Source organism: Falsiruegeria mediterranea M17, from assembly GCF_900302455.1.
Classification (GTDB): domain Bacteria; phylum Pseudomonadota; class Alphaproteobacteria; order Rhodobacterales; family Rhodobacteraceae; genus Falsiruegeria; species Falsiruegeria mediterranea.
Genome location: NZ_ONZG01000005.1, coordinates 355,144 through 377,752 on the forward strand (window position 1 = coordinate 355,144; position 22,609 = coordinate 377,752).

Sequence of the window (22,609 nt, forward strand, 5' to 3'; positions counted from 1 at the left end):
AGTCCAGTCAGTCAGAACTATACTGGCCTGTCACCTTTCACTGTCACGCGCCGCCCTTTTCGCTCGGCAGGCCAATAGTCCCAGATGGCGCGATGCATACAGCACCGGTTGTCCCAAAAGGCCATGTCGTTCAGCGACCACCTGAACCGGATTTGATAGTTGATTTGTTCCGCATGCTCGAAAAGCATGTTGAGGATTGCATCGCTTTCCGTATCCGACAAGCCCAGAATCCTGGTGGTAAATGTTCGGTTCACAAACAATGATTTCCGGCCCGTATCGGGATGGGTTCGAACAATTGGATGAACCGCCTCGGGACAGTCAATGTCGCTGTCCTTTTGGCCCCGGTCACTGTAGCGGCCCTTATAGATATGCTCCGAACTGTGAAGAGCGCTTAGCCCGTTGAGCATTTCCTTTATCGGATCTGAGAGATCGTCGTAGGCCGCGTACATGTCACTGAACATGGTGTCCCCGCCGCAAGGTGGGGCGATGTGGATTTGAAGCATGGTCCCAAGGGGCGGCGTCTCGTCACAAGAGACGTCGGAATGCCAGAACTCACCGTTGGCAACTTTGGAATTCTTGGTTGCATGGATCTCGAATATCTCTGGATATCCTTCCATTGTCGGGGCCGCAGGGTGCGCATGAAGCGGCCCGAAACGTTTCCCGAATTCAATATGTTGCTCAGGTGGAATTTCTTTCTGTTCTTTGAAGAACAGCACTTGATAGGTGTGAAATGCGTCGCGAATCTCGGCAAACTGATCGTCAGGCACAGGCCGACTTAGATCGACCTCATAGATCTCGGCGCCAAGGTTTGGAGCAAAGGGTTTGGCGATGATGGACGTATAGGCGTTGGATATGGGAGCAACCATAAGGACCTCTGGACGTGGTTTCGTTGGGCGTGGTTTCGTTGGGCGTGCTCCGCGCAAGATACAGATTAAAAAAAATGAACAAAAACGAAAAATATTTGACCCTTAAGTGAAAAACTTTCACACATAAAACACTGACTAGACGGTAGCGAGGGTATCGGTATGAGCATTCGGTCACTGCGAACTCTGATCGCAGTTCATCGACATGGAAGCTTCCGTGCCGCGTCAGAGGCAGAGCATCTGACACCGTCGGCGGTCAGCCACCAGATGCGCAACCTCGAGGTCTCGTTGGGGCTCGAGTTGTTTGACCGAACGGCCAAATCACCCGAACTGACCCATACCGGTCTAATGTTCGTCGGAAAGGCCGCTGCAGTGGTGGCCGCATATGACGGTTTGGCGGAAAGAGTGAGGTCGAACAACGAACTTTCTGGCGAAATCACTTTGGGTGCCGTTCCCACAACCCTGACTGGATTGGTGCCGATTGCCCTGTCAAAGCTGAAATCCGTGCATCCGAACATCCATGTGAGGATTGTCCCGGGTTTGACCAATCAGCTTTTGCTGCAGTTGGATCGCGGGCAGATCCAAGCGGCAATTGTCTCTCGTCCAGATATTCTGCCAAGCACCTTGGAGTTCTCTGAGATCGTATCCGAGAAATTGGTCCTGCTTGTTTCCGAGAACACCCCGGATCTACCTCCAAAAGACTTGCTCGCTGCGTCCCCATTCATTCGCTTTACGCGCGATGCGGTTGTTGGGCGGCAAATCGAGACTTGGCTGCAAAGGAACGGCATTGAAGTCAGGGACGCCATGGAACTGGAGAGCCTTGAAGCAATTTCAAGTATGGTGGCCGCTGACCTAGGTGTATCCATCATTCCAGACAGCCATTTGGCTGCATATGACCATCTGCGGCTCAAAAGAATCCCGCTTGAGCAGAATGGACCTAAGCGGATTGTTGGCCTGGCCAGTATGTCAGCGTCGCCTCGCACCAAGATGATCGACGCTGTTACGACGGCACTATTGGACGCAGCAGGTGACCAGCAAGTTCATTTTTGAGCTAGCACTCCAGCAAGTCCCCACAAGATGGTTTTCGACCACTTAAACTAGGAAATCTGGAGGTCAGGTTTGGCCCGGGTCAATCATTGGCGTGCAACGCGGAGAATGGCCGCACCGCCCCCTGATGACCCAATGGTGCATTCACACAGGAATGATCGACCTTAGTTTTGAATAAGCGCGTTTTCCCATTCAGACGTGAACTTGTTTCGCTTCAAGGCGTCGAGAAAGGTCATCAAAGCCGGTTCCAACGCGATGGTCGCGCGTTCGGTGCCGCTGTCTCTATCCTGAAGCGACGGCAGCAACCGTGTTCCGTCGATGGGGTTGGACTGGTAGGTCACCAAAAACTGGATGAAACGCTCTGCCGCCGCAGGCTCGGCAGAAGCTTTTGATACAAAAGCGGTTCGCATCATTGTCGTCGGAAAGTCGGACGGAAGAACGATCTCAAATGCGTTTCGGCTTTCGGTGCGGGCTTCGGCATAGCTTCCAAGGACATTGTAGGCCACCGCGATTGTTCCGTCTGTCAGGTCGTCGATCATTTCGCCCGAACAGCAGTAAAGCTGGACATCAAGTCCGCCCATCACCTCCATAAGCCGCCAGAATGTCTCTGACGCCCGCGCGTCCTGCGTCGCAAACAGATAGCCCAGACCTGATTGGCGGACATCATAGGTGCCAACGCGACCCCGAAACACTTCTGGGCGCGCGCGTAGCGCCTCGATCAGCTCTTGCCGCGTTCGTGGGATCGGAAGACCATCGAATGCGGCCCGGTTGATGACAATCGCTGCGGGCTCGGACGTGAACGCAAACAGGCTTTGCCGCCATTGCGCCCAGGCCGGATGAGAGACGTTTTGCAGCTCCAGGGCATACCCGTCATTCGTGAGCTTGAATTGCAGGTCCATGGCACTGGATATCGCAATGTCAAAAGCGTCCGGCATATTCCGAAACCGCCGGTCGATGTCTGCGGTTTCGGTCACCAGGTAGTCGATGGCGACATCAGGGTTTTCAGCGACGAAAGCCTCGATCAGCGGCGCAAACAAGTCCGTGTCCGTGCTTGAGATAATCCGCAAGCTTGTTGTTGCATCCGCCTCATTGAAGGTCTGCCGATCCTCCCAGTCCTGCGCCCATACGGCGTGACTCAAGAAGCTCAGAGCTAAAGCGATAAAGTAACGCACGCGCCGCCCTCCAACCGGTTTTCTAGATGGATGCCGCCACCATGGGCCATCGCAACATCCTGCGCGATGGTCAGCCCAAGGCCCGAGCCAATCGAATCCGTGGCATTTGCCCCACGTTGGAAACGTGTGGTCAAGGTTTCGATTTCGTTCTCGGGGAAGCCGGGACCGTGATCGCAAACCATGATCTGCGGTTTGGGTTTGCCGGAGACGGTAATCTCGATGGAGCTTTCGGCTGGTCCGTACTTCATCGCATTGTCGATCAGGTTGCGTACGGCGTTCTGAAGAAGAACGGGATCACCGGAGTAAGGAACATGTGGATCCCCCCGGAGCGCAATCGAAAGGTCCTTCATTTCCGCGATGGGGGCCAATCGCTGTGCCAGGTCACTCACCAATTCGGTCAGGTCAATTGCGTCCCGCTCCAGATGGTCTGCGCGAAAGGTGATCATCGCATGATCCAGAAGCTGGCCTGCAGCGCGCGAGCTTTCGTCGATTGCCTTTATCATTGATCGCATCGCTTCGCGGTTTTCCTCTTTGTCGACACGCTGCAACGTCGCCTCAGCGTACGACCTTACCGTGGCAAGCGGCGTTCGAACCCGATGCGCCGCCTCGGCAATGAAATCCTCAGACTGGGTGAGCGATTGGTCCAGTCGCCCAACCAGGGAATTGAGCGAACTCACCAGGGGAACCATTTCCCGCGGAACCGGTTTGGTGAATGGTCTTAGATCCTGTGGCCCTCGTCGCGTCACCGACGTGGTCAGCTTGCCAAGCTGTCCGATGGTTGCCGACGTGGCCCAGAACGAAAGCACTGCCGCCAGGGTAAAGAACCCGACACCCAATAGGGCAGCGTTGCGCGAGATCTGGTCAAGCGTTTCGGACAGAGCGTCCTGCGTCTGAGCAAGAAAAATCTGGACGTCGACCCTTTCGTTCGCACCGATCAATGTTCGGCTGGCACTGATTGTCCTTACCGGTGCACCGCGTATTTGACTGGTTTGGAAAACGGGGCTGTCGGGTAGAAAATTACCAGCAGTTGCCAATTCTTCGTAGCCCGACAGGAACTTTCCGTCTCGCAAGATCGCATAGAAAACCCGATCATCGGCCGATGTCGCAAGCATCGAGAATGCGGCGTAGGGCAGATCTAGCTCGACCGTGCCATCTTGGATTGTCGCCGCGTCAAGCATCGACGTGACCGATGCATCAAGGATGGTGTCCTGACCCTGTTGCGCGACCTGAACCGCATAGTTTCGAACCGCGAAAAAAAGGATCAACGCCAGGACCGCGGCCCCTCCGATCAACGTCAGCATCAACCGGTTCCTGAGCGACCCGGAAACGGCGGGACTATTCATCGTGATCCAATCGATAGCCCAACCCGCGCAGTGTCGTGATACTCAGATCAGAAGGTTTCAGATGCCTGCGCAAGCGGCCGACATAGACTTCGATCGCGTTTTCCGAGACGTCGTCATCATAAGAAAACAGCCGGTCAGCCAATTTGTTTTTTGAAAATATTTGCCCCGGAGCGTTCAAGAACAGTTCAAGCAGACGCAATTCGCGATTGCGCATCTGGACTTCTTCACCACCTACGGTCAGGTGACCCGCGACCGGATCAAAGACGACGCCTCCGATCTCGATCGTTGTTTTGGCATAGCCGGACTTGCGACGCAAAACCGCGCGACTGCGGGCCTCAAGCTCGGCGTGGTCAAATGGCTTGGTAACATAGTCATCGGCCCCCATATCAAGCGAACCGATTCGATCTGAAACCTGACTTCTCGCGGTAAGAACGATCACTGGCGTGTCCAGATCACTGGCGCGATGCTGCTTCAGGAATGTGCGGCCATCGCCATCCGGCAGCATGATATCGAGCAGAATCAGATCGTACTGTCCGGTCGCGACAAAGGCCGACGCATCCCCTAAATTCGCTGCATGATCAATAACATGTCCGGCCATCGTCATCCGTGAAAGGATTGCATTGGCAAGGTCTTGATTGTCTTCCACCAGTAGGAACTTCATCCCCCTCTCTGGGCCCCTTTTCTGTTGTGACAGGTTGATGTCAGGTTGATGTGTAGTTGTCCCTGCTAGCTGAACTGCCATGCGGGCAGTTGTCAAATGGGAGGACAATATGTGGAATTTCAAACTGGGCCGTCGGGCCCTTATTTCGGCCGTTGCGGCGTTTGGTCTGGTCGGGCCTGTTCTGGCCGAAGATCAAGTCGTTGACAGCATTCACTTCCTGATCCCCGGCGGCGCTGGTGGTGGTTGGGACGGAACCGCGCGCGGAACCGGTGAGGCGCTGACCAACGCCGGTCTTGTGGGCACTGCGTCGTACGAAAACATGTCGGGCGGCGGCGGCGGCAAGGCCATCGGGTTCCTGATCGAAAACGCAGACAGCAACCATGGAACGCTGATGGTCAACTCGACCCCCATCGTGATCCGCTCGCTGACCGGTGTGTTCCCACACAACTTCCGCGATCTGACCCTGGTTTCCGGCACAATTGGCGACTACGCCGCAATTGTCGTTGGCAAGGACAGCCCGATCAATTCCATGGCGGACCTGATGGCAGCCTTTGACGCCGATCCGTCCGGTACGGCCATCGGTGGTGGCTCTGTTCCCGGTGGCATGGATCACCTGGTCGCGGCCATGGTCATGGAAGCCGCAGGAAAGGACGCGCTTGGCGTCAAATACATCCCATATGATGCGGGTGGCAAAGCCATGGCGGCGCTGCTGTCCGGAGAAATCGCGGCACTTTCGACCGGGTTCTCGGAAGCCGTCGATCTGGCCAACGCAGGCGAAGTCAAGATCATTGGCGTCACCTCTGAGGACCGCGTCGATGCAGCGCCTGACGCGCAGACCATGAAGGAACAGGGGATCGACACTACATTCGTGAACTGGCGCGGTTTCTTCGCCGCCCCCGGCCTGCCCGAAGACAAGTTGGCCGCCTATCAGGCAGCCATTGCCAAGATGTACGACACCCCCGAGTGGGAAGAAGTACGCGCACGCAACGGTTGGGTAAACATCCACAACTCGGGCGACGACTTCCAGTCTTTCCTTGAGCAGCAGGAACAGCAGATCGGCGATCTGATGAAAAAGCTGGGCTTCCTCTAAGCACAGCACTTGGCAGAGCGGTCCATCCGCTCTGCCACAACCACCAAGACACACGAGGGAGGGAATGTCATGGCGCTGGATCGCTGGATCGCGCTTGTTTTGCTTGGGGTCTGTCTGACCTATGGCTATGCCGCCTGGTTCACGATGGACGGAGGCCTGCCCCCCTTCATGCAACGCAACCCCATTTGGCCAAGCACATTCCCCAAAGTGCTATCGATTCTGGGCATCATTGCCTGCGTCATCATCCTGCTGGGCCTTGAAAAGTCCGAGCCGAAAGAGGCCGACATCGATTACCGACGGCTGGGAGACTATCACCTTGATCAGGCCCTGATGCTGTTGGCCTTGATGGTGATCTACGCACTGTGCCTGCGGCCTGTTGGCTTTCTGATCTCAACCTCGGCCTTCCTGATCCTTGGGTCTTTCATTCTGGGCGAGCGCAAGTGGCACATCATGCTGCCCGTCGCCTTCATCGCCACCGGCACGGTCTGGTATCTGGTTCAGGAAGTCCTGGGCATCTACATGCGCCCCCTGCCCGGCATTTTCGGAGGCTGACATGCTCGAAGGACTTCTGATCGGCCTGCAAACGGCCTTTTCAATCCAAAACCTGCTGATGGTTGTCGCAGGCTGCCTGATCGGCACATTCATCGGGATGTTGCCCGGCCTTGGCCCGATGTCGATCATCGCCATCATGATCCCGGTCGCAATTTCGATGGGCGACCCTTCGGCTGCCCTGATCCTACTGGCAGGCGTGTACTATGGGGCGATTTTCGGCGGCTCGACCTCTTCCATCCTGCTCAATGCGCCGGGGGTCGCAGGCACTGTTGCGTCCAGCTTTGACGGCTATCCGATGGCGCGACAAGGCAAGGCCGGCAAAGCTCTGACCATTGCGGCGATCGCAAGTTTCGCAGGCGGTACATTGGGAGCCGTTCTGCTGATGGTCTTCGCCCCTGCCCTGTCCTCGGTCGCGCTGCTGTTTCACTCGGCAGAATACTTCGCCCTGATGGTCGTAGGCCTGTCTGCGATTGCGGCCTTTGCCGGATCGGGTCAGGTTGCCAAGGCGTTGATCATGACGATCCTTGGCCTGATCATGGCCACTGTCGGTGAAGGCGCGCTGTTCAACCTGCCCCGCTTCACCATGGGGATCATGGATCTGCAATCGGGCTTTGGCTTCATCACCCTCGCCATGGCCATGTTCGCCCTGCCCGAAGCGCTGTTTCTGGTTCTGAAACCAAAGGACCTGAAAGGCGGCGACGGAGAGATCAAGGACCTGCGAATTACCAAGGACGAAGCAAAGGCCATTGCGCCCGTGATCGGCCGCCAATCGATCCAGGGCTTTTTCATCGGTGTCCTGCCGGGCGCCGGGGCCACAATCGCCAGTTTCCTGGGTTACGCGGTCGAACGCAACATCGCGCCAAAGAAGGAGCAGGATGAATTCGGCAAGGGCTCGATCAAAGGGCTCGCCGCTCCTGAATCCGCCAACAACGCGGCCTGTACGGGCTCATTCGTTCCGCTGTTGACGTTGGGCATTCCGGGGTCCGGGACCACCGCCATCCTGCTTGGCGCATTGATCGCCTTGAACGTAACCCCCGGCCCGCGCCTGATGATTGATGAACCACAGATTTTCTGGGCCGTCATCATGTCGATGTTCATCGGCAATCTGGTTCTGCTGATCCTGAACCTGCCGCTGATCCCATATATCGCCAAGGTGCTGTCCGTGCCGCGCAACTACCTGATCCCGTTCATTCTGTTCTTCACGCTGATGGGCGCCTATATCGGGCAAAACAACGCGACCGAGTTGCTGATACTCGTTGGTTTTGGAATCTGCGCCACGGCACTGAAATTTGCCGACTACCCCCTCGCCCCGCTGTTAATCGGATTCATCCTTGGCGGGATGATGGAGGATAATTTCGCCCGCTCAATGCAGCTGTATGATGGTATCGCCTTCATGTGGGAACGCCCAATGACACTGGCCCTTCTCATCATCGCCGCGCTTCTGGTCGTGCTGCCAAGCTATCGTGCACGGCGGTCGAAAGCTCGGGCAGACGGGGTTGCCGACGGGGACTGAACATCATTGATGTGGTCAAGGCCGGACCCCCGTGTCCGGCCATATGAACTGTCGTATCCGTTGCCCAGCCTGCATTGCCGCGTGATACAAAGCAGGTCATCAAGCCGGCACTCTTGGCTAGTCGCACGGTGCCGTGACGTTCAGGCGCTTGTAGTGGTACACATTAGTGGGTCGCTTGATGACCACATGCTTAGGTATTTTGTGTTTCTTTTTCGGCATGTTAGCTAACCTTAAGTTGGGTCCACTTTGGGACTAATCACTATAGATGCCAACCGTCGATCGCTTCTTAGAAGAGGATCTCACCCTCTAAGGGGGAACCACAAGAGGGTCCTTTCGGGGACTTTCATCCCGGAAATTCATTTATTTTTCAATACTTGCAGAAAAAGTGGTGCCCAAGGAAAGACTCGAACTTTCACGCCCGTGAAGGCGGGGGATTATAAATCATGTAAAAAAGCAACATTTCCAACCGCTTGCACAAAATTGGACACACGAACAAAACTAAAACAAAGCGAAGCCGTGTGAGTGATTTTCACATTGTCCGTGCTCTGTCTTCATGGTTTTCAAACTCAGTGAATGGGCTGTCTAGCTGGTGGAGGATTTTGGCGGGTTTGCAAACAACAAGTTCACCTCAACTGCAAAGCTGTTTTTTTTGCACTTGGACTGAGCATTCTCAAAATTTCAAAGATCAACGTCTTAACGACCGCGTCTCGTTCTTGGCGATCCACTCTTTGTTCACCACAGGTCAAAGATCAAGTTTCACTAAACCACCAAATACGTGCAAGTCGCAAGAAATCACGCCACCGGCACCTTGCCTGCCAGCATGATAACTTCACTGTCAGGAAAGATTGATACTTGGATAACCCAAGTGAAACACGTATTGTGTGGCACTTGCTTGCGGAACCTGTTTGGACACGTGTAGCAAGCCGCTGAAGGTACTAAATTGAAGAAACGTGATACAGAAATGGCCGGAAATCTGACCCAGAATCCACACTCTGTTCGGACAGGCGAGCGTGAAAAAGTGCTCGAAGTTGCCATCGGTCGCGAAGTCCGTGCTTTTCGAAAGCAGCAAAACATCACTGTTGCCGAAGTGGCCAATCTCACGGGCCTGTCCATCGGCATGCTGTCAAAGATCGAAAACGGCAATACGTCACCGTCTTTGACAACGTTACAGCTGCTGGCCGATGCTTTGTCGGTGCCTTTGACAAGCTTTTTCCGCCAATTCGAAGAACGCCGTGAGGCCGTACATACCAAAGCAGGCGAAGGCGTAGAGCTGGAGCGTGAAGGGACACGTGCCAATCATCAATACAACCTGCTTGGCCACATCGGTGCCAACGGATCGGGTGTCATTGTCGAGCCGTATCTGATTACGTTGACCGCAGAGTCCGACGTATTCCCAACATTCCAGCACGGCGGGATTGAGACGATTTACTTGCTTGAAGGCGAAGTTGACTATCGTCACGGCGACAACATCTATCCGCTGAAACCCGGCGATACCCTGTTCTTTGATGCAGATGCACCGCATGGACCAGAGCGCCTGGTCACATTACCAGCCCGGTATCTGTCGGTGATCAGCTATCCGCAAACAAACTAAAGGCGGGCGTTCACCCGCTTTCAGTGTGCGCTTTGCCTGGCCCGGTGGTGCCTTACTTGGCCAAAGGCGGTTCGGTTTCCAAATCGGGCCAAACTCCGGCTGAGGTCGGCAACCCATCGTCAAACTGACTGAGATAGTCCAGCATCATCGGGCGATTGTCGATAAAGCCTTTGTAAGTGGCCAGTTCATCCGGCAGATCCCGGATAACCCGGTGCAGGCGACGCCCCCATTTGGGAGCGGTCATCAAATCCTGAAAACTGCACAGATAGCAACGGATCGGGAATACCAGAGCATTTGAGCGCGGCAAGCGGAAGAACGTCTGCAGCTCGACCCGCAGGTGTTGTTTGTGGCCGATGTTTTCCGGTGTCAGCGTGGTCTTTTGAATGCCCCACTGATGGTAATTTTCCGGGCTTGTATCCAGCAGTGGGTTCACCGTCATGGTCCAGTTCAGACGCCGCGCCGGTGCGCCCTGTTGGATGTTCAGCAGGAATTTGAGCGCCCGCTTGAAGATGCCCATTTCATGCGCTTTGGGCACTGGTGCGTGCCACTCGAAAAAGTTCATGCCGATATCGAAATCCAGGCTCCAATCAGCCTGCGTGGTCACCATACCGGCATCCATCCACAACATCTCATCCCTTTGGTCCAGCACAACGAAATCGCCCTGTGCCTGACGGGTGATGTATTCCATCGGTCCATAAGGCAGGGTGGTTTCGTCCATGAAGGTAAAGCTGTGGTCTATGCCCATTGGCTTGTTGATCCATCGCCATTGGTTGCCGTTGCGATGCAATTCGAACAGGTCTGGATAGTCCTCGGACTTGCTGACCATGATCAACTCCAGCAGATCCCAGCCAGCCAAAGTCATATGAGGCAGGGACTGGCAGCGCAGCGGGTCCTGATCCAGAACCAGAGCGCGATCTTTCATCTCGGATACATAGTGCTCGTCGACATCGAACCGCATCTCGTAAACCGACCCTTCGGGCCCGCCCTTATGCTGTTCCATGTTGACCGAATACATGTAGCTGTCTTCGTGGAACGGGAACGGAAAGCGTTTGATTGCCCAGTCCGAGTTGTGGAACGTATAGTCGTCGCGAAAGGATTCATCGTTGAATTGAATGGTCATGTAGGCCCCCTTCAGCGGTCCAGCACGAGGGCCTTGCCCTCGAAACGCGATACGCAGGGCATGATTTTCTTGCCCGCAGCTTTTTCTTCGTCAGTCAGCCAATGGTCGCGATGTACAAAGTTTCCATCGTGATCAAGCACAACGGTTTCACATTGCCCGCAAGCCCCGCCGCGGCACAGATACGGCGCATCCACGCCTTCACGTTCAATGGCCTCTAACAGGCTTTCATTTTCGCCCACATGAATAACCTTGTCGGACTTGGCTAGTCGCACCTCAAACGGTTTGCCAGGTTGGGGTGCCAGGAACTCTTCGTAGTGCACACAGTCTTCGGGCCAGCCGTCGGCGGAGGCGGTGTTGCGCACCCAGTCGATCATGCCCTTGGGGCCGCAGACATAGACATGCGTGCCCAAAGGCTGCCCTCTGAGCAGGTTTTTCAGATCAATAACCTGGTCCTGATCGTCGTAATACAGATGCGTTTCGTTTGGATGCCGGTCGGTCAATTGGTCGGCATAGGATGCCAGCCCTTCATTCCGGCAGGCGTAGTGCAACTCCCAGTGACCGTGCAGCAGTTCCAACTGTTTGATCTGCGCCAGAAATGGCGTGATCCCGATGCCACCGGCCAGAAACAGATGTTTGCGTGCGCGCAGATCGAGCGAGAACAGGTTAACCGGGTAACTGATCGTCATTTCATCGCCCAGCTTGACCTGCTGGTGCATGAACAGCGACCCGCCTCTGCCCTGATCGTCACGGCGCACAGATATCGTGTACGACGACTGATCAAAGGGCGATGACATCAGTGAATATGGGTTCAGCCGTGTGATCCCGCCGTCCTGCATTTCGACAACGGTATGTGCGCCACCCGAAAAGGTTGGCAGATGCCCGCCATCAATGCGTTCGAACCGGAACCGTGTCACAAGCTCGTTCAGCGGAGTGATTTCGGTCACCTTGACCTGAATTTTCTCGGCACCGCTCATTCGTAGATCCCCTTTGGCTCGGGCAGGTTGCCGTGATCCTCGGCGTCTACGCGGACTCCTTGATAGGCGGCAAGGCGGCGGGAATAGTGATCGCGCACGAACAGGTTCAACCCACAATGTGAACACACAAACGGGTCAACCTCGACATCCTCGGTGATGCCCTTGCAATGCACGCATTGCATCCGGCGCGCGGCCGATCCGCGATGCTCGGTCTGGATTGCGGTATGTGGCAGGCCAACGGTCATCACCTCGTTCATGGCCTGCCCCATCATCCCCTCGGTGCCGGTCAAATAGACCTGCAGCCCCATATGGGCGTCTTCCAGAACGCGGCGAATGCGCTGCAGCGCGGCCTCATAAGATGGACCCTCGTAGAACTGCGCAGGGTTGAGCGCCTGCAGCCGTTCCACGTAGTCCGTCCCTTTCGGAATGTAGATCAGATGGGTTTTGGCCATCAGGTCGGGTGTCGCTATGTCCAGAACGGCTTCGGCGCCTTCGGCATCGGCGATCATAAGATGATGTTCGCCCTGGCGAGGTTCTAACGTGCCCCAGACCGGGCGGCTTGCGATTGACTTGGGAAATTCGAACTTTGACATCGTGCCCTCAGATAGGAAAAGGGCGCCACGGAAAGCCCGTCGCGCCCTTGAAAGATCAGCCCTTGGCGGTACGGATCGACTTGTCTTTGTCGTAGAACGGCATCTCTTGCGCCGTTGCTGCGATCTCGGTGCCGTCGCCGTTCCTGACCGTCAGACTGGTACCGGGCGAGGCGCAGGCAACCGGCATGCGGGCAATGCCGACGTTGTGGCCGTTGACCTCGGAATACATTCCAAAGGTGACAACGCCGACCTTTTCGCCGTTTTGCAGCAGATCGGCACCTTCGTCTGCTGGCGTCGTACCTTCAAGCAGTACCCCATAGATCTTAAACCGTTCTTTGCCCTGCGAGGCATAGTGGTTCTCCGCGCCGATAAAGCCGGTTTTGCCGGGCGAAACGGTGAACTCCAGACCCAGCTCCCACAGGGTGTCGCCGCAGGTTTCTCCATCAAACGGGTAGGTTTCCGAGTTGTCGCCGGGATAGAACAACAGATAGCTTTCGGTCCGAAGCAGATCGAGGGTCGAGAACTGGACCGGGACGATACCCATGTCTTTGCCCTCGGCCAGGATGTTATCCCACAGGTACACGGCGTGCTTCGCCTGGCAGAAAATCTCATACCCGCGTTCACCCGTGTAGCCAGTTCGCGAAATCATCACGGGGCAACCAAAAAGCTTGGTCTGCATGATCCCGAAATAGGCCAGATCGCGTATGCCGGGCACATGGTTGGCCAGGAATTCAACGGCCACCGGGCCTTGTAGCGACATGTCATGCATGTCGTCGTCAAAAATGACAGAACAATTCTTACCCGCCGCCACGGAGGTCAGCTGCTCCATCCCGGTTCCGGTTCCATGCACGACCAACCAAGTGTTCACCGACAGTCGATAGATGATGCAGTCGTCTACGAACTTGCCTTCGGAGTTCAGGATCGAGGCATAGGTCGACCGCCCCGGCATGATCTTTTCGACGTTACGGGTGGTGACGCGGTCAATCACATATGCCGCGTCTTCGCCAACCACATGAACCTTTTTCAGGCCGGAAACATCCATCAAACCAGCCTTGGTGCGGACCGCTTCATAGTCGGCTTTGGCCCGTTCTGGTGAGTGGTCATAGAACCACGCGGTGCCCATTCCGTTCCAATCTTCCAACTCGCCGCCGATCTCGGCGTGGCGATGCGCAAGCGCGGACGTCCTCCAAAGAATGGCCATGGTTCAGCTCTCCCGTTGATCATTTGTTACCGATATTGAGGCCGATGTCAGATTGAAAATCAACACCTACGTGCAGAAGTTTTTCCTGTTGGGAATATTTGACTGCAATTATTAGACCCAAAGGTTCCGGCGTGGAGTTACAAAAAGTAATTAACTTGCAAATAGTTGAGGGGCAAAACGACCCTTCAAATGTCAGTTGCGACAGGTGAGTGAAAGATGTTTGCCCCACATATCTATTGACAGGTGAGATTTCAGATTGTCCCCTGAGTGGATAAAATTTCCCAGCAGGAAAATTACCATGGGGAAGCCTCCTGCTGCAACAAAAGGGAGAGTAAGAAGTGGACGGTAATCTAAACGCACTCACAACTGTGTTTACCGAGTTTTACTACTGGGTGACGGTTGTTTTCATGTTCCTGATCCATGTTGGATTTTGCATGTACGAGGTTGGCGCCAGCAGGGCACGTAACCACATGCACACATTGATGAAAAACATCATGATCATTCCTCTGGTCACGGTCACATTCTTCTTCTTTGGCTGGTGGATCTACTGGGCGTTCCCGAACTTTCCGTTCTGGGGTGGGCTGGACACCGAATCCGGAGCCGCAAACCTGCCTTGGGCAGACACTATGGGGCCCAACGCAGGCGACAGAATCACAGGGGTATTCTGGGCCGCGTTCCTGCTGTTTTCCTGGACGGCTGCGTCGATCGTATCCGGTTCGGTGATCGAGAGGATCCGCTCTTCGGCGCTTTGGGTACACGCCGTTCTCATCGGTTCGGTCTGGTGGATCATTGATGCGGCGTGGGGCTGGCATTATGGCGGCTGGATGGTGCGCGAACTTGGCTATCACGATGCTTATGCGTCAGGTGTTATCCATGCGATTGCAGGGGGTTACGCGCTTGGCGTGATCATGGTTCTGGGGCCGCGTCTGGGCAAATTTGCGAAGGATGGAACACCTCGGGACATCCCTCCGCACAATCCATGGCTGCTGACCATTGGCATCTTCCTGATCTACACTGGTTTCTGGGGTTTCTATGCCGCGTGCAATGTTCCGGTCATCTCACCCGAAGGAATTGATGGTCAGATCACGGGCGTAACCTGGACCGCAACCAACATCTATCTGGCACCGACCACACTGTCGGGCATCACATTCAACTTCCTGATGTCACTCTCGGGCGGGTTGATGGCAGCCTATGTGATCTCCAAGGGTGACGCGTTCTGGACCTTCTCGGGCGGTCTTGCCGGTATCATCACCGCATCTGCAGGCAACGATCTGTATCACCCGATTCAGGCCATGATCATCGGCGCTGTTGGTGTCGTGATCGTGTACAAGCTGCACTACTGGATGGAGCGCAAGTTCAAGCTGGATGATGCGGTCGGCGCGGTTGCCGTGCACGGCTATGCCGGTTTCGTCGGCCTTGTGATCTCGGGCTTTGTCCTGTGGGGTGTCCCGTCGTCGCCATATGAAGGGTACGCCGCGATCAACCCGGTCGGTCAGTTCATCGGTGCCATCATCATGTTCTTTGTCCTTGGTTTCGTACCAGGCTGGGCCGTCGCCAAGATGCAGGCTGCTGCCGGGGTTCTGCGGATCCCCGAAGAGGTCGAATTGCAGGGTCTCGATTACGCCGAGCATCACGCTTACGAGGACGCCAAAGCCGCGATCATCGCGGCTGACAAGGAAGAACTGGCCAACCGCGGCGTAGCTGCAAAGTAAGGGAGAACTGATATGTCTACGAACGGATATTCAAACTGGGCTGTCGACATGGCCGACGTCGGAGCAATCTATCCCTTTCAGGGGTCCGAGGTTTTGATGGTCATCGTCGGCGTTGCCTTCTGGATCGGGTGGCATCGCATTCAATTCGTGCGTGAACGCGAGCATCTGGAAAAGGCGCGCCACACCGGGGACGAAGAGAAGGTGAAGGCACAGCTCGAGCGATATTGATCGTGCTGTAAAAGGCCAAAAATGGGCGGGGAGCATTGCTTCTCGCACATTGCATGACAGGAAAATAACTTTCCTATGATTATTGATGTCCCAAATGTTTGCTGGTACCTTAGAATCATAATGAAACTCACAAGGAGATCTGCCAGCCATGTGCGGAATTGTTGGATTGTTCCTCAAAGATCAGTCTCTTGCGCCCGAGTTGGGCAATATGCTGACAGACATGCTGATCACCATGACCGATCGCGGCCCTGACAGTGCTGGCATTGCCATTTATGGCGATGGGGCGCAGGGCAAAACCAAGATCACGTTACAATCGCCAAACGCTGAATCCGATTTTGCCAATTTGGCCGAAGATCTGGGCAAAAGCCTAGGTGCGACGGTCACGCAAAACGACATCAGCACACATACCGTGTTGGAGATTCCGGCAGGTCAATTTGAAGCTGCGCGCGATGCGCTTGCAGAAATCCGGCCCGATGTGCGCATCATGAGTCGGGGCGATACCCTTGAAATCTATAAAGAGGTGGGTCTGCCCAAAGATGTGGCAGAGCGCTTTAACCTGAGCGGCATGACCGGCACCCATGGCATTGGCCACACGCGCATGGCAACGGAATCCGCCGTAACCACGATGGGTGCGCACCCGTTCAATACCGGGTCGGATCAATGTCTGGTCCACAACGGTTCCCTGTCTAACCACAATTCGCTTCGTCGCAAACTGCGCCGCGAAGGGGTGGTCATTCAGACCGAGAACGACACCGAAGTTGGGGCCGCTTACCTGACGTGGAAGATGATGAACGGGGCCTCTCTGGGTGAGGCGCTGGAAAGCAGCCTGGATGACTTGGACGGCTTCTTCACCTTTGTTGTTGGAACCAAGGATGGCTTTGGCGTCGTGCGCGACCCGATTGCCTGCAAACCCGCTGTTATGGCCGAAACCGATCAATACGTGGCCTTTGGCAGCGAATATCGCGCGCTGGTGAACCTGCCGGGTATCGAAGACGCCCGCGTATGGGAGCCTGAGCCCGCGACAGTCTATTTCTGGACCCACAACGACAGCACCACCCCTAGTCAGAAAGCCGCCTGATATGCAGACCTATGATCTAGAAGCGGACGGCCTGCGTGGCATGAATTCGATCCTGCAGGCCCAAAGTGGTGAAACCAACCAGACCAGCTGGGAGATTGTTAACCCCAAAGGCAGCCATGCAATTGCCGTTGGGCTGGACGCCCCGATTGAAGTCACTGTCAAAGGTTCCACCGGCTATTACTGCGCTGGAATGAACCAGCAGGCGACCGTGCATGTTGTCGGCTCGGTCGGGCCGGGCGTGGCCGAGAACATGATGTCAGGCACGGTCATCATCGACGGGGACGCCAGCCAGTATGCGGGCGCCACCGGTCATGGTGGCTTGCTGGTCATCAAAGGCAACGCCAGCTCGCGCTGCGGGATTTCGATGAAGGGGATCGACATCGTGGTGCATGGCAATATTGGCCACATGTCGGCCTTCATGGCGCAGGCTGGGAACCTTGTGGTTTGTGGCGATGCTGGTGATGCGCTCGGTGACAGCCTGTACGAGGCGCGCTTATTCGTGCGCGGGTCCGTCAAGAGCCTTGGCGCGGATTGCGTCGAAAAGGAAATGCGCCACGAGCATCTGGAAATTCTGGCTGACCTGCTTGAGAGGGCTGGCGCAGACGCAAAACCGGAAGAGTTCAAGCGCTATGGCTCGGCCCGGCAACTATACAACTTCGACGTCGACAACGCAGCCGCGTACTAAGGACAAAGGGTATGAAAGATATGGACGATCAGATCCCCCGCACCCTGCCGATCCAGTCGGCGACATTCACCAACCCGATCAATGCCGAAATCCGCCGTGCGGCGGCCACCGGCATTTATGACATTCGGGGTGGCGGTGCCAAACGCAAGGTGCCTCATTTCGACGATCTGCTGTTTTTAGGCGCCAGTGTCAGCCGCTATCCGCTCGAAGGGTACCGCGAGCGCTGCGACACCTCGGTCACATTGGGCACACGCTTTGCCAAAAAGCCGATCCAGCTGGACATTCCGGTTACCATTGCGGGCATGAGCTTTGGTGCGCTTTCCGGCCCCGCAAAAGAAGCCCTTGGCCGTGGCGCGTCTGCTGCAGGCACTTCGACCACCACCGGTGATGGCGGCATGACCCCGGAAGAGCGCGGTCATTCCAACAAGCTGGTCTATCAGTACCTACCCTCGCGCTACGGTATGAACCCCAACGACCTCCGCAAGGCTGATGCGATCGAGATCGTTGTCGGTCAGGGTGCAAAACCCGGTGGTGGTGGCATGTTGCTGGGTCAAAAGATCAGCGATCGCGTGGCCGAGATGCGCACCCTGCCCAAGGGCATTGACCAACGCTCAGCTTGTCGTCATCCGGATTGGACCGGACCCGATGATCTGGAAATCAAGATCCTTGAACTGCGCGAAATCACCGACTGGCAGGTGCCAATCTACGTCAAGGTCGGGGCCACCCGCCCCTATTACGACACCGCGCTGGCTGTGAAAGCCGGGGCTGATGTTGTGGTCATGGACGGGATGCAGGGCGGCACTGCTGCCACGCAAGATGTGTTCATTGAACATGTCGGTATTCCGACACTGGCCTGTATCCGCCCCGCCGTTCAGGCGTTGCAGGATCTGGGCGTGCACCGCGAGGTGCAACTGGTCATCTCGGGTGGCATTCGCACCGGCGCAGACGTGGCCAAAGCCTTGGCCCTGGGTGCTGATGCTGTTGCGATCGGGACAGCTGCCCTGGTCGCTTTGGGTGACAATGATCCCAAATGGGAATCCGAGTATCAGAAACTGGGCACCACAACCGGCGCGTATGACGACTGGCACGAGGGCCAGGACCCGGCAGGCATCACCACCCAAGACCCGGAACTGGCAGCCCGTCTTGACCCCGTCGAGGCCGGGCGTCGTCTGCGTAACTATCTCAAGGTTATGACACTTGAAGCGCAGACCATCGCGCGCGCTTGCGGACACAATCATTTGCACAACCTTGAACCCGAGGATCTGTGTGCCTTGACGATGGAGGCCGCTGCAATGGCCCGCGTGCCGCTGGCTGGTACCAGCTGGTACCCCGGCAAGGAAGGCTTCTGAACCGATGCTGCGCGGCTCCCGAAAGGGGGCCGCGTTTTTGCTTTGAATACCAAAAAACAACAGGGAAAGGAAAGCAATCGTGACAACAGATCTCGCAGCTTTCGCAAAAGAAAAAGGCGCCAAGTATTTCATGATCTCGTTCACCGACTTGTTCGGTGGGCAGCGGGCAAAACTGGTTCCGGCCCAAGCCATCGCAGACATGCAGGAAGAGGGCGCAGGCTTTGCCGGGTTCGCCACCTATCTGGACATGACACCGGCCCATCCAGACATGCTGGCGGTGCCGGATCCATCATCGGTGATCCAGTTGCCATGGAAACCGGAGGTTGCTTGGGTCGCGGGTAACTGCGTCATGGAAGACGAAGACGTCGCCCAAGCCCCCCGCAACGTGTTGCGCCGCCTGATAGATGAAGCCGCCTCCGAGGGGCTGCACGTCAAAACCGGTATCGAGGCAGAGTTCTTTTTGCTGACGCCGGATGGCGAGCAGATCAGCGACCCGTTCGATACGGCAGAAAAGCCCTGCTACGATCAGCAGGCGGTCATGCGCCGCTATGATGTGGTGCGTGAGATCTGTGATTATATGCTGGAACTGGGCTGGGGCCCTTACCAGAACGACCACGAAGACGCCAACGGCCAGTTCGAAATGAACTGGGAGTTTGATGACGTTCTGCGCACCGCCGACAAACACTCGTTCTTTAAGTTTATGACCAAGTCGGTTGCCGAAAAGCATGGGCTGCGCGCGACGTTCATGCCCAAACCCGTCGAGGGGCTGACCGGTAACGGATGCCATGCGCATATCTCGGTTTGGGACGCGCCCGGAGCGGACGCCAAAACCAACGTGTTTGCGGGTGAAGGCGATGGCCAAACCGGCGAGGTTGGGTTGTCTGAACGTGGCAAGCATTTCCTGGGCGGCATCATGAAACACGCCAGCGCCTTGGCCGCAATCACCAACCCGACGGTAAATTCGTACAAGCGGATCAACGCACCGCGCACCATGTCGGGTGCAACCTGGGCGCCCAACACCGTGACATGGACGGGCAACAACCGGACACACATGGTTCGCGTTCCCGGTCCAGGCCGGTTCGAACTACGCCTGCCCGATGGGGCGACAAACCCCTACCTGCTTCAAGCGGTCATCATCGCGGCCGGTCTGTCTGGCATCCGATCCAAAGCGGATCCCGGCAAACGCCACGACATAGACATGTACGCTGAAGGGCATACCGTAAAAGACGCGCCGCGCCTGCCACTGAACATGCTGGATGCCATGCGCGAGTACGACAAAGACACCGAGCTTAAGTCCATGATGGGCGACGAGTTTTCGGCGGCTTATCTCAAGATGAAGAACCAGGAATGGAATTCGTTTGTGTCCCATTTTTCGCGGTGGGAAAAGCAGCACACGCTCGACATCTAAACCGATGACGCGCGCGAACATCTGGGCCGCAGTATTTCTGCGGTCCTTTGTTATTTGATTTAGCAACACCTGCTGCCTGATGAATGTTTTGATCTTTCAACACACACCGGGAGAGAACCCAGGCGCATTCGTGGATCATATCGCGTCGCACGGCGACACTGCTCAGATCGTGCATCTGTATGATGGACAGAACATCCCCAAACTTGACGTATTCGACATACTGCTGGTCCTCGGCGGGCCTATGGATGTGTGGGAGACCGAAGCTCACCCTTGGCTAGCCCTTGAAAAACGCGCGATCAGGGAATGGGTACTCGACCTCAGGCGCCCGTTTTTTGGGATTTGCCTGGGCCATCAGTTGCTGGTGGATGCTCTTGGCGGACGGTGCGCCCGAATGACGTCCCCGGAAATCGGCGTCTTGCCGATAACGTTGACTGATCCCGCACGACACGACCCGCTTTTTCAGGCGTCAAAGTATCAGTTTCCAGTTCTTCAGTGGCACGGGGTCGAAGCGGTTGAGCTGCCTTTGGGTGCGGTTGTTCTGGCACGATCAAACACCTGTGCTGTTCAAATCCTACGCGTGTTCGACAACGCCTGGGGCGTTCAATTTCACCCCGAACTTGTGCGGGGTACTATTGAATCCTGGATGGGCGATCCGGCAAACTACCAAAGTGCTGTTGAATGGCTGGGGACAGCGCAAGCAGTTGGCACTATGACCCGTGAGAGCAATGAGATCGCCGCGGATCAATTCAAAGCAACGTCCGAGATTTACAACCGCTTGCGTCAGATTTAGCGCCACCACAAAACTCTGTGTCACACCTGACCTTTGTCAGCCTCGCCCCGCCAGTCAGGCACATCGTTGACCAGCATCAATGCCGCGCGGCGCAACGAGGCCCGCATCTTGTCCACGACAGGACCTTGCATTTCACAATCGGCCAATGCCGCGTCAAAAGTTTCCAACCACAGTTCTGCATCCGCTTCGCGGATCGGTACATGAGCGTGAATTTCGCGCAAATCCATATGACCGAACCGTTCACGGTAATACGCCCGACCACCCAGAAACCCGCTTAGGAACTCGAACTGGGTCTGTCTCGTGTGGTTCAGCCCATGGCCTCGAAAATGCAGTCGATGCAGAGCATGCGCAGCTGGATCCGTCTCCATTCGATCATAAAACCGTTCAACCAGTGCGCGCAGTTGATCTTCACCACCAAGTTGATCCAAAGCCGAGGGCATAAGTGCAATCTCCGAGATCTTGTCGCTTAGAATATTGCTTAACAGGAATATTTGTTTATCAACAGTGTCATATTGGCTCTACTTGTTTGCTGGAAACCTTCATGCTGATCGCACCCGAACACTTGCTCATGGCTCAGCAATGAGCGCCCTGCTTCTTGGACTTCTGGCCGCTTTGTGCTGGGGTATTCATGACCTTTCGGTCAGATACATCAGTCAATCCGTCAGTATTGTCGCATCGCTCATGACTGTGTTGATTGTTGGCGCCATCCTGCAACTTGGGCTGCTTGTCACCTGGGGGCATTTTGCCCCCATGCCGGGACATGCAGTTTTCTATGCAATTGCTGCAGGTGGTTTCTATCTTTTGGCCGGGCTTAGCATGTTCGCAGCCTTTCATCGTGGGCCGGTTCGGCTGGTAGCCCCCGTGGTGGCAAGTTATCCGGTTCTGTCGATTTCTGTGGCGATTTGGCGAGGGTCAACCGTCAGCATTTGGCAATGGTTAGCCGTCATCGCAATTGGAGTTGGAGTCTCGATTGTCGCCGCAAAATCAGACGATACAGACACCTCTTATCCTGCAACAGGGCCGACAATTGCATTGTCGATGCTGGCCGCTGCGGGGTTTGCGGCCTCCTTTGCCTTGGGCCAGTATGCGACCGAGCTTAGCGACGAATTTAATGTATCCCTGATCGGGCGTGTAACGGCGATCAGCGCGCTGCTCGCGATTACTCTTGTCTCGCGCAGATCGATGTGGCCTGGGGTAAAAGCTCTTCCGCTTTTATGCGTGATGGGCGTGCTGGATGCTATCGCGATCCTGAGTGTGGTGGCTGCTGGCGGGTTGCCAAATGCGCAATATGCCTCAGTGGCGGCCTCTGTTTTTGGCCTACTCACGGTTGTGCTTGCCTGGGCCATTTTAAAAGAGCGCATGGCCAATAGCCAATGGCTTGGCTGTATCGTTGCCTTTGCGGGCATCGGCTATCTTGCCTTCAGCGCCTGACGGTTCGACACTTTGCGATGTATCCGCGCCGGAACGACGAAGAGCATAACCTTGACGCGCTGCGCCCTCCTTCCCGCTTCGCTCAGGCAGTCAGGCCTTCTGGCTCCGTCAGGCCGTTTGCGCGGCAGCAGGCGGTTAGCGTGTTGGCCAGCAGGCAGGCGATGGTCATCGGGCCGACGCCGCCGGGAACCGGGGTGATGGCGCCGGC

At 56.0% G+C, this 22,609-nt stretch carries 22 protein-coding genes and 1 pseudogene; 13 read left to right on the forward strand and 10 right to left on the reverse strand.

The genetic code is table 11. The annotated features are described in order from the left end of the window. Positions 1-17: 17 nt before the first annotated feature. Positions 18-866, reverse strand: coding sequence for a TauD/TfdA dioxygenase family protein (locus TRM7615_RS12410; RefSeq protein WP_108787908.1), 849 nt, complete (start codon positions 864-866; stop codon positions 18-20). A 159-nt stretch (positions 867-1,025) separates the two neighbouring features. On the opposite strand from TRM7615_RS12410, the gene TRM7615_RS12415 reads away from it, so the two are divergent. Beyond that, positions 1,026-1,913: a LysR family transcriptional regulator gene (locus TRM7615_RS12415; RefSeq protein WP_108787910.1), complete on the forward strand. Its 888-nt coding sequence runs from the start codon at positions 1,026-1,028 to the stop codon at positions 1,911-1,913. A gap of 161 nt (positions 1,914-2,074) precedes the next feature. Here TRM7615_RS12415 and TRM7615_RS12420 read toward each other — a convergent pair whose 3' ends face one another. From TRM7615_RS12420 to TRM7615_RS12430, 3 genes are read right to left on the reverse strand one after another with little or no spacing between them, the layout of a single operon-like run. Continuing rightward, entirely contained in the window at positions 2,075-3,082 is a 1,008-nt protein-coding gene (locus tag TRM7615_RS12420) for an ABC transporter substrate-binding protein (RefSeq protein ID WP_108787912.1), read from the reverse strand. After that, complete coding sequence (locus tag TRM7615_RS12425; RefSeq protein WP_235824080.1) at positions 3,061-4,383, reverse strand: sensor histidine kinase; 1,323 nt, start codon at positions 4,381-4,383, stop codon at positions 3,061-3,063. Before TRM7615_RS12425 ends, TRM7615_RS12420 begins: the two co-directional genes overlap by 22 nt. 34 nt (positions 4,384-4,417) lie before the next feature. Next, positions 4,418-5,086, reverse strand: a complete 669-nt coding sequence (locus TRM7615_RS12430; protein ID WP_108787916.1) for a response regulator transcription factor — start codon at positions 5,084-5,086, stop codon at positions 4,418-4,420. A gap of 109 nt (positions 5,087-5,195) precedes the next feature. On the opposite strand from TRM7615_RS12430, the gene TRM7615_RS12435 reads away from it, so the two are divergent. The 4 genes from TRM7615_RS12435 (at position 5,196) to TRM7615_RS12450 (ending at position 9,832) form a co-directional block, all read left to right on the forward strand. Then, positions 5,196-6,176, forward strand: a complete 981-nt coding sequence (locus TRM7615_RS12435; RefSeq protein WP_108787918.1) for a tripartite tricarboxylate transporter substrate binding protein — start codon at positions 5,196-5,198, stop codon at positions 6,174-6,176. 69 nt (positions 6,177-6,245) lie between these two features. Then, complete coding sequence (locus TRM7615_RS12440; RefSeq protein ID WP_108787920.1) at positions 6,246-6,728, forward strand: tripartite tricarboxylate transporter TctB family protein; 483 nt, start codon at positions 6,246-6,248, stop codon at positions 6,726-6,728. A gap of 1 nt (position 6,729) precedes the next feature. Further along, on the forward strand, positions 6,730-8,241 hold the full coding sequence (locus TRM7615_RS12445) for a tripartite tricarboxylate transporter permease (RefSeq protein WP_108787922.1): 1,512 nt from the start codon (positions 6,730-6,732) through the stop codon (positions 8,239-8,241). A 961-nt stretch (positions 8,242-9,202) separates the two neighbouring features. Next, positions 9,203-9,832: a helix-turn-helix domain-containing protein gene (locus TRM7615_RS12450; protein ID WP_108787924.1), complete on the forward strand. Its 630-nt coding sequence runs from the start codon at positions 9,203-9,205 to the stop codon at positions 9,830-9,832. Positions 9,833-9,884: 52 nt separating this feature from the next. Here the strand turns inward: TRM7615_RS12450 and TRM7615_RS12455 are convergent, their stop codons facing one another. From TRM7615_RS12455 to TRM7615_RS12470, 4 genes are read right to left on the reverse strand one after another with little or no spacing between them, the layout of a single operon-like run. Continuing rightward, entirely contained in the window at positions 9,885-10,952 is a 1,068-nt protein-coding gene (locus TRM7615_RS12455; RefSeq protein ID WP_108787926.1) for a heme-dependent oxidative N-demethylase family protein, read from the reverse strand. An 11-nt stretch (positions 10,953-10,963) separates the two neighbouring features. Beyond that, the gene (locus TRM7615_RS12460) at positions 10,964-11,926 is read right to left on the reverse strand and encodes a PDR/VanB family oxidoreductase (protein WP_108787928.1); all 963 of its coding nucleotides are present in this window, start codon (positions 11,924-11,926) and stop codon (positions 10,964-10,966) included. Beyond that, positions 11,923-12,519, reverse strand: a complete 597-nt coding sequence (locus tag TRM7615_RS12465) for a dimethylamine monooxygenase subunit DmmA family protein (RefSeq protein WP_108787930.1) — start codon at positions 12,517-12,519, stop codon at positions 11,923-11,925. Before TRM7615_RS12465 ends, TRM7615_RS12460 begins: the two co-directional genes overlap by 4 nt. A gap of 55 nt (positions 12,520-12,574) precedes the next feature. Next, complete coding sequence (locus TRM7615_RS12470; RefSeq protein WP_108787932.1) at positions 12,575-13,720, reverse strand: aminomethyl transferase family protein; 1,146 nt, start codon at positions 13,718-13,720, stop codon at positions 12,575-12,577. Positions 13,721-14,058: 338 nt separating this feature from the next. Between TRM7615_RS12470 and TRM7615_RS12475 the strand changes: the two genes are divergently transcribed. From TRM7615_RS12475 to TRM7615_RS12505, 7 genes are all read left to right on the forward strand, one after another. Continuing rightward, a complete protein-coding gene (locus TRM7615_RS12475) occupies positions 14,059-15,432 on the forward strand; it encodes an ammonium transporter (protein ID WP_108787934.1) in 1,374 nt (457 codons plus the stop codon). A gap of 12 nt (positions 15,433-15,444) precedes the next feature. Continuing rightward, positions 15,445-15,660 (forward strand): hypothetical protein, encoded by a 216-nt coding sequence (locus tag TRM7615_RS12480; RefSeq protein WP_108787936.1) that lies wholly within the window; start codon positions 15,445-15,447, stop codon positions 15,658-15,660. A gap of 148 nt (positions 15,661-15,808) precedes the next feature. Next, complete coding sequence (locus tag TRM7615_RS12485; RefSeq protein WP_108787938.1) at positions 15,809-16,738, forward strand: class II glutamine amidotransferase; 930 nt, start codon at positions 15,809-15,811, stop codon at positions 16,736-16,738. A 1-nt stretch (position 16,739) separates the two neighbouring features. Further along, on the forward strand, positions 16,740-17,423 hold the full coding sequence (locus TRM7615_RS12490) for a GltB/FmdC/FwdC-like GXGXG domain-containing protein (protein ID WP_108787940.1): 684 nt from the start codon (positions 16,740-16,742) through the stop codon (positions 17,421-17,423). A gap of 20 nt (positions 17,424-17,443) precedes the next feature. Beyond that, a complete protein-coding gene (locus tag TRM7615_RS12495; RefSeq protein ID WP_108788018.1) occupies positions 17,444-18,772 on the forward strand; it encodes an FMN-binding glutamate synthase family protein in 1,329 nt (442 codons plus the stop codon). 79 nt (positions 18,773-18,851) lie between these two features. Next, entirely contained in the window at positions 18,852-20,180 is a 1,329-nt protein-coding gene (gene glnT / locus TRM7615_RS12500) for a type III glutamate--ammonia ligase (protein WP_108787942.1), read from the forward strand. Between the two features lie 130 nt (positions 20,181-20,310). After that, positions 20,311-20,970 carry a type 1 glutamine amidotransferase gene (locus TRM7615_RS12505; RefSeq protein WP_235824081.1) on the forward strand — a complete coding sequence of 220 codons (660 nt, stop codon included), beginning with the start codon at positions 20,311-20,313 and terminating at the stop codon, positions 20,968-20,970. A gap of 20 nt (positions 20,971-20,990) precedes the next feature. On the opposite strand, the gene TRM7615_RS12510 is transcribed toward TRM7615_RS12505, so the two are convergent. Further along, positions 20,991-21,410 (reverse strand): group II truncated hemoglobin, encoded by a 420-nt coding sequence (locus tag TRM7615_RS12510; RefSeq protein WP_108787946.1) that lies wholly within the window; start codon positions 21,408-21,410, stop codon positions 20,991-20,993. 139 nt (positions 21,411-21,549) lie between these two features. On the opposite strand from TRM7615_RS12510, the gene TRM7615_RS12515 reads away from it, so the two are divergent. Next, on the forward strand, positions 21,550-22,401 hold the full coding sequence (locus tag TRM7615_RS12515; protein WP_108787948.1) for an EamA family transporter: 852 nt from the start codon (positions 21,550-21,552) through the stop codon (positions 22,399-22,401). Between the two features lie 82 nt (positions 22,402-22,483). Here TRM7615_RS12515 and TRM7615_RS12520 read toward each other — a convergent pair. Then, positions 22,484-22,609: pseudogene (locus TRM7615_RS12520) on the reverse strand (bifunctional methylenetetrahydrofolate dehydrogenase/methenyltetrahydrofolate cyclohydrolase); the annotation flags it as partial.